This window comes from Micromonospora vulcania (genome assembly GCF_042658605.1).
Taxonomy (GTDB): domain Bacteria; phylum Actinomycetota; class Actinomycetes; order Mycobacteriales; family Micromonosporaceae; genus Micromonospora; species Micromonospora vulcania.
In genome coordinates, this window is the sequence record NZ_JBHSQS010000006.1 from 253716 (window position 1) to 265761 (window position 12046).

11 protein-coding genes are annotated in these 12046 nt (G+C 72.9%); all 11 read right to left on the reverse strand.

Features of this window, described 5'->3' with window-relative positions:
- Position 1: 1 nt before the first annotated feature.
- Complete coding sequence (locus tag ACFQGL_RS12325) at positions 2-562, reverse strand: GNAT family N-acetyltransferase (protein WP_377510195.1); 561 nt, start codon at positions 560-562, stop codon at positions 2-4.
- Positions 559-1914, reverse strand: a complete 1356-nt coding sequence (locus ACFQGL_RS12330; protein WP_377510198.1) for an NtaA/DmoA family FMN-dependent monooxygenase — start codon at positions 1912-1914, stop codon at positions 559-561. The genes ACFQGL_RS12325 and ACFQGL_RS12330 overlap by 4 nt, the downstream gene beginning before the upstream one ends.
- A gap of 15 nt (positions 1915-1929) precedes the next feature.
- Entirely contained in the window at positions 1930-3138 is a 1209-nt protein-coding gene (locus ACFQGL_RS12335; RefSeq protein WP_377510201.1) for an LLM class flavin-dependent oxidoreductase, read from the reverse strand.
- Between the two features lie 10 nt (positions 3139-3148).
- On the reverse strand, positions 3149-4792 hold the full coding sequence (locus tag ACFQGL_RS12340) for a dipeptide ABC transporter ATP-binding protein (protein WP_377510204.1): 1644 nt from the start codon (positions 4790-4792) through the stop codon (positions 3149-3151).
- Positions 4792-5682, reverse strand: a complete 891-nt coding sequence (locus ACFQGL_RS12345; RefSeq protein WP_377510207.1) for an ABC transporter permease — start codon at positions 5680-5682, stop codon at positions 4792-4794. Before ACFQGL_RS12345 ends, ACFQGL_RS12340 begins: the two co-directional genes overlap by 1 nt.
- 4 nt (positions 5683-5686) lie before the next feature.
- On the reverse strand, positions 5687-6622 hold the full coding sequence (locus tag ACFQGL_RS12350; RefSeq protein ID WP_377510209.1) for an ABC transporter permease: 936 nt from the start codon (positions 6620-6622) through the stop codon (positions 5687-5689).
- A gap of 1 nt (position 6623) precedes the next feature.
- Positions 6624-8267 carry an ABC transporter substrate-binding protein gene (locus tag ACFQGL_RS12355; protein ID WP_377510212.1) on the reverse strand — a complete coding sequence of 548 codons (1644 nt, stop codon included), beginning with the start codon at positions 8265-8267 and terminating at the stop codon, positions 6624-6626.
- A 453-nt stretch (positions 8268-8720) separates the two neighbouring features.
- Positions 8721-9254 (reverse strand): flavin reductase family protein, encoded by a 534-nt coding sequence (locus tag ACFQGL_RS12360; RefSeq protein WP_377510215.1) that lies wholly within the window; start codon positions 9252-9254, stop codon positions 8721-8723.
- Positions 9255-9281: 27 nt separating this feature from the next.
- The gene (locus ACFQGL_RS12365) at positions 9282-10124 is read right to left on the reverse strand and encodes a DUF1684 domain-containing protein (protein ID WP_377510218.1); all 843 of its coding nucleotides are present in this window, start codon (positions 10122-10124) and stop codon (positions 9282-9284) included.
- A 262-nt stretch (positions 10125-10386) separates the two neighbouring features.
- On the reverse strand, positions 10387-11691 hold the full coding sequence (locus ACFQGL_RS12370; protein ID WP_377510221.1) for a DUF6895 family protein: 1305 nt from the start codon (positions 11689-11691) through the stop codon (positions 10387-10389).
- Positions 11681-11947, reverse strand: a complete 267-nt coding sequence (locus ACFQGL_RS12375; protein WP_377510224.1) for a hypothetical protein — start codon at positions 11945-11947, stop codon at positions 11681-11683. Before ACFQGL_RS12375 ends, ACFQGL_RS12370 begins: the two co-directional genes overlap by 11 nt.
- Positions 11948-12046 lie beyond the last annotated feature (99 nt).

A 12046-nucleotide genomic window follows, 5' to 3' on the forward strand; every position in this document is an offset into this window, starting at 1 on the left:
GTCAGAGCGCTCGGGCGGCGGTCGCCGGCGGAAGGAAGGGGCGGCTCGGAGCCGGCACCGTCGCTTTCGGCGGCAGGGTCAGGGGCGGGCGTACCACCAGGGCGAAACAGCGCGAGTACGGCAACACGTCGTACGGCGGGAACACCGGGATCGGCCGGTAGCCGGCCCGCTCGTACCGGCGGACGGCGTCGGGTTGGCGGTCACCGGTCTGCAGAACGATCCGCGCCGCGCCGAGTTGGCCGGCGGCTTCGCTGGCCGCGTCGAGGAGGATCTCGGCGACACCGCGTCCCCGGTACGCGGGCAGCACGTACATCCGCTTGAGTTCCAGGTCGGGACCGTGCCAGCGCAGCGCGGCGTGCCCGACCGGGATGGCCTCGGCGGTGTACGCCACACCCGTGAAGGCCATCGAGCCGGCGGCGAGGGCCTGGGCCGGGGGCAGGTGGATCGGGTCGTCCGGGCGGTCCGCGTACCGCTGGCGCAGTTCCCCGGTCATCGCCGCGCGCAGGGCCGCGGCGTCCGGGTCGTCCCAACGCCGCCGGCAGACGGTGGCCGGCGGGATCACCGCGTACCGACCTGGGTGACCGGCCGGGCGGGACCGAGGCCGAGGTGGTCGCGCAGGGTGGTGCCGGTGTACTCGGTGCGGAACACGCCGCGTTCCTGCAGTAGCGGCACGACCCGGTCGACGAACTCGTCCAGCCCGCCCGGCGTCAGGTGCGGCACCAGGATGAACCCGTCGGCGGCATCGGACTGGACGAAGTGGTTCATCCGTTCGGCGACCTGCCGCGGAGTGCCGACGAAGGACTGCCGGCCGGTGACCTCGATGATCAGATCACGGATGCCGAGCCCCTTCTCCTCGGCCAACGTCCGCCACTGCCGGGCGGTGCCGACCGGGTCGGGATACATGCCGGCCCGGCCTCGGCTGATCGCGTCGGCGTCGACGTCCGGGTCCTCGGCGGGCAACGGGCCCTGGGGGTCGTACCCGGACAGGTCCCGGTTCCACAGTTGTTCCAGCAGCAGCAGGGCGGTCTGCGGGGACACCTGTTGGCGGCGGACGTGGTGGGCGCGCTCCTGCGCCTCGGCGTCGGTGTCCCCCAGCACGAAGGTGACCCCGGGGATGATCTTCAGGTCGTCGGGTTGACGGCCGTACCGTGCCAGCCGGGACTTCACGTCCCGGTAGAAGTCCTGGCCCGCTTCGAGGGTGCCGTGCCGGGAGAAGATCGCGTCGGCGCTGGACACGGCGAACTCGCGTCCGTCGGGCGAGTCACCGGCCTGCAGGATCACCGGGTGCACCTGGGGGCTGCGGGGCACGGTGAAGTGCCCGGCGAGGTCGAACTGGTCGCCGTGGTGGGCGAAGGCGCCGGGGTCGGGCCCGGCGACGTACCGGCCGCCGTCGCGGTCCCCCACGACCGCCCGCGCCGGCCACGATTCCCACAGCTCCCGCGCGGTACGCACGAACTCGGCGGCGCGCTCGTAGCGCAGCGACCGGTCGAGGTAGCCACCCCGGCGGAAGTTCGCACCGGTGAACGCGTCCGAGGTGGTGACGACGTTCCAGGCGGCCCGCCCACCGGAGAGGTGGTCGAGGCTGGCCAACTGCCGGGCCAGCTCGTACGGCTCGCGGAAGGTGGTGTTCAGGGTGCCGGCCAGACCCAGGTGGGTGGTGACCGCCGCGAGCGCGGCGAGCACGGTCAACGTGTCCGGACGGCCCACCACGTCCAGGTCGTGGATGCGACCCCGCTGCTCGCGCAGGCGCAGCCCCTCGGCGAGGAAGAAGAAGTCGAACTTGCCGCGCTCGGCGGTACGGGCCAGGTGCAGGAAGGAGGCGAAGTCGATCTGGCTGCCGGAGTCGGGGTCACTCCACACGGTGGTGTTGTTCACCCCGGGAAAGTGCGCGGCGAGGATGATCTGCTTGGGCATGACGGTCTCCAGAGCTCAGGTGGTCGCCGCGACGGCGTACCGGTTGGCCGGTCGGGGCAGGCCGAGCAGGTCGCGCAGGGTCCCGCCGGGATAGCCGGCGCGGAACAGGCCACGGTCGCGCAGCGCGGGCACCAGCGTGCGGGTGATCGCGGTCAGGTCGTCGGGGAGCACGCCGGGGCGGAGCCGGAAGCCGTCCACGCCGGCCCGGTGCCACTCGGCGAGCAGGTCGGCCAGCTGTCCCGGGGTGCCGGCGAAGACGGCCGCGTCCGAGGTGAACTCCGCGCCGTGCAGTTCGTCGAGGCGGGCGCCGCGGTGCCGGGCCAGCGTCGGCGTCTCGTCGAGCAGCACGACCAGGTCGGCGAGGATACGCAGCGGTGGGTCCGCGCGGCCGACGGTCTCCTCGGTCGCCCGGATCTCGGCGACGATCGCGCTGACGTGTGCGGCGTCGGTGGGGGTGACGAAGACGACGTCGGCGTGCCGGGCCGCGAAGGCGTACGGCACGGACGCGTGGGCCAGCGCGGCGACCACCGGTTGCCCCTGCGGCGAGCGGGGCACGATGGAGGGACCCTTGACCGAGAACCACTGGCCGACGAAGTCGACGTGGTGCAGCCGCTCCCGGTCGACGAAGCGGCCGGTCGACACGTCCCGGATCTCGGCGTCGTCCTGCCAGCTGTCCCAGAGCCGGCGAACCACCTCCACCGCGTCGCCGGCCTCGGCGAAGAGGTCACCGACGAGTCGTACGGCCTCCGGGTCGTCCAGCCGCGCCGGGTCCAGTACGGGGATCTCGCGGCGGCCGAAGTGCTCAGCCTCGGCCCGCCGAGCCGACACCCGGGGTCGCCACCCGGCCCGACCGCCACTGACGTGGTCGAGGGTCGCCACGGCCGTGCAGAGGTGGAAGGGCTCGGTGTGGGTGGTGCTGGTGGTCGGGACCAGCCCGATGTGTCGGGTCAGCGGGGCGAGCCGGGCCGCGATCTGTACGGCGTCGAGGCGTCCGCGGAGCTGGTCGGTACGGCCGTCGGGGCCGTCGAATCGGGACGACTGGAGGTCGAGGGCGTCCTCGATGGTCAGCAGGTCCAGCGCCGCGTGTTCGGCCTCGCCAGCCAGGGTGGTCCAGTAGCGGGCGGTGAACGGCGACCCGGCGTCGGCGGACGAGAGCCGCCAGGCGGCGGGGTGCCAGCCGAGGCCGTCCAGGGCCACGGCCAGGTGCAGGGTCTTTCCGGGCATGGCGTTCCTCCTACGGTCGGCCGGCGGCGACGAGCGTGGGCAGCGCGTCGAGCAGGGACCGGGTGTAGTCGTGGCGGGGGTAGGTGAAGACGTCGCCGACCGGGCCCTGCTCGACCACCGCGCCGTCGTGCAGGACCAGCACCCGGTCGCTGAGGTGGTGCACGACGCCCAAATCGTGCGAGATGAACAGCAGGGCGGTGCCGTCGGCGGCCCGCAGGTCGGCCAGCAGGTCGAGGACCTGGGCCTGGACGGAGACGTCGAGGGCGGAGACCGGCTCGTCGCAGATGATCAGGCTGGGTCGCGGTGCGATGGCGCGGGCGATGGCGACCCGTTGTCGCTGCCCACCGGAGAGCTGCCGGGGATGCCGGTCGAGCAGGTCCGGGCCGAGGCCGACCCGGCGCAGCAGTTCGACGACATGTTCGCCCCGCTCCGAGCGGGGTACGTCGGGTTCGAGGTTCTCCGCGACGACCCGGCCCACGGTGTACCGGGGGTCGAACGAGCTCAGCGGGTCCTGGGCGATCAGCTGGAGCCGACGGCGTAGCGGGCGACGGGCCCGTTCGGTCGCCCCGGACCATGGCCTCCCCTCGAAGGTGACGGTGCCGGTGTCGGCGGCGAGCAGACCGGCGACGATCCGGGCGACGGTGCTCTTGCCGGAGCCGGACTCCCCCACCAGGCCGAGCGTCTCGCCCCGGGCGATCGAGAACGAGACGTCCCGTACGACCGTGTGGTCGCCGTAGCTCCTGGTCAGCCCGGTCGCGTCGAGCACCGTGTCGCCGGGACGGATCTCGGGGCGGGCGGGCAGCGCCGGGCGGCTCAACACGTCCGCGCCCTCGGACACCTCGGCCGTGGCGCTGAGCCGGCGTCCCCGTGAGGACACCGACGGCACCGCGGCCAGCAACTGCCGGGTGTACGGATGCGCCGGGGCCCGCAGGAGCCCTCCGGTCGGGCCGTGCTCGACGATCCGACCGTCGCGCAGGACCAGGACCCGGTCGGCCACCTGGGCGACCACGGCCAGGTCGTGGCTGATCAGCAGCAGGCTCACCCCGGCGGCCCGCCGCTCGGCGAGCAACCGCAGGATCTGCGCCTGCACGGTGACGTCCAACGCGGTGGTCGGCTCGTCGGCGATGAGCAGGGCCGGCTCACCGGCGATCGCCGAGGCGATCAGCGCCCGCTGCCGCAGTCCGCCGGAGAGCTGGTGCGGATACTGCCGGGCCCGGCGCTCCGGCTCCGGCAGGTGGACCAGGTCGAGCAGGTGGGCGACCCGGCCGGCGCGTTCCCGACGGCCGACGATGCCGTGGGTGGTGAGCACCTCGCCGATCTCGGCGCCCACCGTACGCAGCGGGTCGAGGGAGACCAACGCGTCCTGCAGGACCAGTCCGGCGAGCCGACCGCGCACCCGCCGCCAGTCCCGTGGCCGGTGGCCGCGTACGTCCTGACCGGCCAACTCCAGTCGGGCGGCGCGGACCCGCGCGCCCGGGCCGGGGAGGCCGACCAGGGTACGGGCGGTGACGCTCTTGCCGGAGCCGGACTCCCCGACGACGGCCACGCACTCGCCGGGCTCGACGGTGAAGCTGATCCCACGGACCGCGGCCACCTGCCCGGTCGGGGTGTCGAAGTCGACGTGCAGGTCCTCGACCGTGACCAGGGGGGCCATCAGCGCCGCCGCCCGTCGAAGTGGGCCTGCCAGTGTCGGCCGACGACGGTCAGCGCCACCACGGTGGCGGTGACCGCCACGCCCGGCAGGATGCTGATCCACCAGGCCACCTGGAGATAGTTGCGTCCCTCGGAGAGCATCGCGCCCCACTCGGGCGACGGTGGCTGTGGACCCATGCCGAGGAAGCTGAGGCCGGCGGCGACCATGATCGCCTCGCCGAGCCCGATCACGGCGAGCACCGGCACCGGGCCGACCACGTTGGGCAGCACGTGCCGCAGCACCAGCCGAGGTCGGGACAGGCCGAAGGTGACGGCCTGCTCCACGTAGTTGGCGCGGCGCACGAGCAGCGTCTGACCGCGGACCACCCGGGCGTGGTGCGGCAGGGTGGCGATGCCGATCGCGATGATCAGACTGGTGCTGCCGGGGCCGGCGACGGCGATGAACAGCAACGCCAGCAGCAGGATGGGAAACGCCGACACGGCGTCGAAGGTGCGGCTGAGCGCCTCGTCGGCGAACCGGTGCGTGAGGCCGGCGAGCAGGCCGAGCAGCACGCCGGCGGTCACCGCGATCGCGGTGGCGGCCACGCCGATGGTGAGCGAGTGGCCGGCGCCGTGCACCACCCGGGTCCAGACGTCGCGGCCGAGGTGGTCGGTGCCGAACCAGTGCGCGCCGCTCGGTGGGGAGAGCACGGTGAGTGGCTCGGCGGCGAGCGGGTCGCCGGGCGCCAGTGCCGCCGGCCAGGCCGCCGCCACCGCCAGCAGGATGAGGTACGCCCCGGCGGCGAGCAGACCGGGTCGTGGTCCGGAGTGTCGGCGTACCGCCGGGGGCGATTCGTCGGCGAGGGTGCGCGCCGGGGCGTCGGTGGGCGCGGGGCCCAGGATGACGGTCATCGCGTCAGCTCCTTCTCAGGCGCGGGTCGACCAGCAGGTACGCCAGGTCGGCGGCGGTGTTGACCACGACGTAGGCGGCGGCGGAGAGGGTGACCACGGCCAGCACCACCGGCATGTCCCTGCTGGTGACCGCGGTGAGGGTGACCTGGCCGAGGCCGGGCCGACCGAAGACCTGCTCGACGATGACGGCACCGCCGAGCAGGATGCCGAAGAGCCACCCGGCGAGGGTGACGGCCGGCAGCAGGGCGTGCCGCAGCGCGTGGCGCAGCAGCACCGTCCGTTCCCGTACGCCCCGGGACCGGGCGGTCAGCACGAACGGCTCGTCGAGGGCCCGGTCGAGCCCGTCGCGGAGCACCTGGGCGAGCAGCCCGGCGATGGGCAGCGCGAGGGTCACGGCGGGCAGCACCAGCGCGCCGAGGCCCTGGTCGCCGGAGACCGGGAAGAGTCCGAACCGGAACGACAGCACGCTGAGCAGCACGATGCCGATCAGGAACGGCGGGGTGGAGACCAGCAGCAGTTCGGTGCCGGAGCTGGCCCGGCGCAGCCACGGCCGGCGGTCACCGGCGGTGGCGACCGCGAGGACGAGGGCGAGCAGCGTACCGAGCCCGGCGGCGGCGACGGCGAGCGTGAGGGTCGGGGCGAGTTGTTCGCCGATCACCTCGTTGACCGGACGTTGCAAGAGGTAGGAGCGGCCCAGGTCGCCGCCGGCGAGTCTCCACAGGTAGTCGAGGTACTGCACGACGCCCGGCCGGTCCAGGCCCCACTCGGCGATGATCTCGGCGCGGATCTGCGGGGTGTCCGCACCGTCGCCGACGATGTTGTCCACGGTGTCCCCGGGTGCGGCCAGCAGTGCCAGGTAGGCGGCGGTGGCGGCGACCCAGAGGACGATCAGGCCGGAGCCGAGCCGGCGGGCCACGGCGGGCAGGGGCAGTCGGCTCATGTCACTTGCCGATCCACAGGTCGTACGCGCTGGCGGGCACGCCGGCCGTGGGCTCGAAGCGGACCCCGCCGACGCCGGTGCTCGCGGCGATCTGGTCGGCCGGCGCGTAGAGCGGCAGGGCCAGAGCCTGTTCGGCGACGACCCGCTGTTGCAGCTCGGCGTAGATGCCGGCCCGCCTGGTCGGGTCGGTGCTGGCCTGACCGGCTTCCAGGAGCTGGTCGATCCGCGGGTCGTTGTGCTGGGTGCGGTTGATCCCGCCCTTCGAGTGCAGCAGCAGGTTCAGCGCGGCCCCGGCGTCGGTGTCGGCGCGGGAGTTGTCGAAGACCTCGTACTCGTTGCGTTCGACGGCCTCGGTGGCGCTGCCCTGGTCCACCAGGGAGACCTTCAGGTCGATGCCGGCGCTCTGCTTGACGGCGGCCTGTACGGCCTGCGCGAGGACGTCGCGACGATCCCGGACGTAGGGGGCGGCCTGTACCAGCCGTACGGTGAGTCGTCTGCCGTCGCGCACCCGGTAGCCGTCGGCGTCCCGGGAAGCCCAGCCGGCCGCGTCGAGCAGGCTGTTCGCCTTGGCGGTGTCGCCGCTGTAGCCGCCCTCGAGGCGCTTGTCATAGAGCGGGCTGGACGGGCTGACCACGCTCCAGGCGCGGGTGGCGGTGTCCCGGTAGACCGACGTGAGCACGGTGTCGACGTCGACGGCCTCCCGGAACGCCTGCCGGACCCGCAGATCGTCGAAGGGGGCGCGGGAGGTGTTGAGGTAGTACGAGTAGGCGGAGCCGGAGTTGAGCTCGCGGATCAGGCGCAGCTTGGGGTTGGCGGTGACCTGCGGCTGGTCGGTGGCCGGCACCCCCTCGACGACCTGCACCTGGTTGGACCTGAGCGCGCCGACGCGGACCGCCGACTCCTTGAGGAACCGGTAGGTGATCTCGTCGAGGTAGGCCGGACCGGTGTGGGTCGCGGTGGGCGGCGCCCAGTCGTAGCCGGGGTTGCGCCGGTAGTGCAGCTCCTGACCGGGAACGTAGCGGTCCAGCACGAACGGGCCGGTGCCGGCGACGTCGACCCCGCCGGCCTTGAGGTTCTTCGCCTCGCGCAGCGACTTCGGGGAGACCTGCGCGCCCTGCGGGGAGGCGAGGAAGTCGAGGATGAGCACGTCCGGCGCGCTGAGCGTGAGTCGTACCGTCCGCGGGTCGACGGCCTCGACGCTCCTGAGGTTGCGCAGTTGCACGGCCGCGACGGTGGGGGCGTACCCGGGTTCGCGGAGCTTGTCGAAGTTGGCCTTGACGGCGGCGGCGTCGAGCGGGGTGCCGTCGGAGAAGGTGACCCCGTCCCGCAACGTCAGCGTGTAGGACAACCCGTCGGGGGCCGCCTGCCAACCGCTGGCCAGCCAGGGTACGACCGTGCCCTGCTTGTCGTAGGTGAGCAGGGACTCGAACGTGTTCCAGACCAACAGGCGGGCCTTGGCCTGGGCGTACTGGTGCGGGTTGAGGGTGATCGGCTCGGTCTCGACGGCCCAGGTGAGGGTGCCGCCGGAGCGCGGCTGGCCGGCGGCCTCGACGTCCGGCGTGGTGCCGGTGGAGCAGCCCGCGATGACGGCGAGCAGTGGGGTGAGGGCGACGGCGGCGAGGGTTCGCAGACGGTGTGCGGGCATGCGGAGATCTCCTGTCCAGACAGGCGAGAGCGGGTACGCCGACACCCGGCCGGGCACGGTGGCGCGGGCCGGTGCGGGTGACGGTGATCGGTGACGCGGCGGTCAGCTCGGCGCTGAGCCCCACCTCGGCGGGTCGGCGCGGCCCGCAGGCACGGGCGGGTATGCCGGGTCAGGCCAGACAGGAACTCGACCACACTCGACCGAAGTCGATGTGGCCGCGGATCGTCAACCGCAGCTCGCTGGACATGAGCCGAGTCCACCTTCGATCGGGGGGTGGTGTCAACGAATCCGTCGACGGATGTCGGCTATCGCACGCGCGAACGTCGATTCGTTGACGTAATACCTACTGAACCTATAGGATTTAGAGGAATTGCGCCCGGTGGGCCGGCCCGGACCTCGCACGGCCGGGACCGCCCCGCCCCCGGTCCGCCCCCATTGGCTGCTCCTGGCAGATCAGGCGGCCGGGCGACGGGCCGTCCCGTCCGGGCCGCCGGCCAGGCCCGCGTACCGGCCCCGGTGATAGAGCAGCGGTGACCCGACGTCGGCGTGCCGGAGAAGTTCCGGCTCGGCCAGCACCACGACGTGGTCGCCGACGGTCACCCGGTCGACGACCCGGCAGAGCAGCAGGGCCAGGGTGTCGTCGAGGATCGGCACCCCCTCCGGGCCGGTCCGCCACCGGGTGGGGGCGGCGAACCGGTCGATGCCGCTGGTGGCGAAGGTGCGGGCCAGTTCCTGCTGATGGTGGGCGAGCAGGTGCACCGCCACGTGCCGCGCCTGGGCGACCGTGGGCCAGCTCGACGAGCCGAGGTCCAGGCAGAACGAGACGATCGGCGGCGCCAGCGACACCGAGGTGAACGACGTGGCGGTGAAGCCGACCGCCGGCCGGCCGGGGGCGGTGATCACCGTGACGGTGCTGGCCTGATTGCGTAGCAACGTCCGCAACTCGTCGGCGTCGGCGTCGATCGGGTCGGCGGTGGACGAGGTCATGCGATCCTCCCGAGGGGTGGGCCAGGGCTACGGACGGCGCTCGTACGGGATCATCTCGCCAGCCTCGACGGCCACCGGCAGCCGGTTCTCCGCCGGAGGCAACGGGCAGGTCGCGAAGTCGGTGTACGCACACGGCAGATTGGTGGCCCGGTTGAAATCCACCGTCACCCGGCCCTGCTCGTCCGGCGCACCCACCGCCAGGGACCGGTTGGCCGGATAGGTGGTGACGCCGGAGGTGGCGTCGGTGAACAGCACCATCAGGCTCCCGGGGGTCAGGCCGTTGAACGCGGTCAGGCTCAGTGGCACCCCGTCGACGGTGAACTCGACCCGGCCGGGCGCGTCGTAGACGTGCTGGAGCCCTTCCACCGCCGCGCCGACGGTAGTGGCCCGAGGCTCGTCGAACGGCACGAAGCGTCCGCTCAGCACCCACCGCGTCGTGGCCGGATAGGCGGGGGTGCCCTGGTAGGCCACGCGCAGCGGATGATCGGGGCGCCGTGGCCGCAGGATGTCGTGCCCGCCTCGGCGGGCCACCTCCAGGACCCCACCGTCGATGCGGACGGTCACCCCGGCACGCTCGGCGATCGGCCCGAACTCGTGGCGGCGGCGGACCTGCTGGCCGTCGACGAACAGGTCCTCGCCGTCGGCGAGCGTCACCACCGGCCCGTCGGCACCGGTGTGCCACTCCCCCGGGACGTCGGGGAAGCGCTGTGGCCGTGGGGTGAGCCAGTGCAGCCCGGTGACGGCGAGGAAGCCGTGCGGGTCGGCCCGCACCTCCTCGTGTCGCCGGTGCCACGCCTGCCAGTCCTCGGTGAACGCGAGCGGGGACTCCCCGACGAGGGATGCAACGGACGGTGCGAGATCGGTACTCATGACGGCCCTTCTCGATCATGCGCGACCCTGCGGCAGCGGCTGGAGGGGATTTCGGGACGCGACAGGGCGCGATACCGGAGCCGGCCGCGATGCCGACGGGGAGGGGACGAGGACAGGCGAGGGCGGGCACGGCCCGCTCAGGCCGGGATGGGCGCTCCGAGACAGAGCTGCGCGGCGACCCGCATCAGGTCGACGACCCGGCGGGAGGTGAACAGCCGTACGAGCAGCATGGCACCGATTTTCCTACCACATCGGTAGGATTTCAAGCCCCTGGACCGAACCTGCCGATCACCGACCCCCCGTGGCCACCCTCGGCGCGAAGGCGCTCCAGCAGGTCAGCCCCCTGGCGCACCGCCGCGCAGTCGACCAGATCATAGGAGCAGCACACCCGCAGGATCCGTTGGAACAGGCCGATGTCGTGGGCGTACAGGGCGCGGCGCAGCGCGATGGCGGCCAGCAGATCGGCCATGGAGTCGCGATCTTCGGTGGACACCCGGTCCATCGTGGACCGCCAGTGCGGGGTGGGCGTACGGTCGGGCATCAGGGCCAGCAGCTCGGCGGCGATCCCGCCGCGCGGTCGCGCCCCCGGGCCGGCCCAGGACCGGGGCGGGCCGCCCGCCCCTGGCAGCAACGTCGCCGCCATGAGCAGCCCCATGACGTACGTCGTGTGGTAGGCCGCACCGACGACCCGGCGGGTACGGTCGGCCGCCGACAGGCCGGCGAAGCGATCGGCCACCAACCCCAGACCGGGCAGATATCCGACCTGGTCCTCCACCTCGGTCAGCACCCGGAGCCCGAAGGCGCCGGCCCCCGTCCACGGGGACCTGAGGTACGGCCAGCTCAGCAGCGTCTCGGCGGCGACATCGAAGTCGTCGTCGTCGAGGCTGCGGGCCAGAGCCGCGGTCGCGTCGGCGAGGACCGCCGAGCGCGGCCGGGGCAGCGTCGGCCGGAGCGCTCCGAAGCCGGTCAGATAGATGAGCGCGTGGGTGAAGCCGTACACCTCCATCCGGGTGGCCAGCATGGCGTCCAGCCCGGTCCCCACCCGCGTCCGCCGGGCGGCACCGGTCGCCGGCGGTCGCGGCGGTCCGCCGATCGAACCCAGCCAGGCCAGCTCGATCTCCTTCCACGGCAGCCGCTCCGCCATCCGGGCAACCGTGCTGTCCATCGCCGCGGTGAAGACGGCGTCGAAGTTCGGATCGGGAAGGCCGAGCCGGGTGAGGCACACGTGGGCGACTCCGAGTTCGCCCGCGTGGGTCGGCCAGAGACGGATCCGCGTCCGCAGCGCCTCGCTGCGCGCGTGCGGGGCCAACTCGGCGGCGATCTCGCCGATCAGCTCGGCGGCGGTGGGCCGGCAGCACCGTTGGGCGGCGTTGGCGGCGGCGACCAGCAGCAGAGCGGTCTCGCTGATCACCTTCTCCGACAGCAGGGCGGGGTCCCCGGTGTCGGGCAGCAGGGTACGAACCGTTCGGCGGGCCACCCGCAACGTCCCGAGCAGCCGCTCCTCGATGTCGACCCGCTCCCACCGCATGGCGGTGGGAGCGGCAGCCGGCAGACTGTCAACCTTCAAGTTCGCCGCCCAGAGAACGCAGCCCGGTCAGGTCGTCCAGGACCGCCAGGTCGCCGCCCACGTGCCAGACCTGGACGACGCTCGTGTAGCCATGGGCGATGTAGTCCGAGGCGACCAGGTCGGTGCCGTCGAGCAGGGCCGGCATCACCTCGCCGACCGCCTTGCCGAGCTGCTCGAAGTTGAAGGCGCCACTCGTCGCCAGGTTGCGGATGAGCCCGATCTCCTTCTCGGAGGGAGCCCTACGGGATCTCGCCATTGTCGAACCTCTCGTGCCGACCCGGCCCGTCGCCGGGTGTACGCAGAACAAGGGTCGGCAGGCGGCCGCTGGATACATCCGCGGTGAAAAGAATCGAGA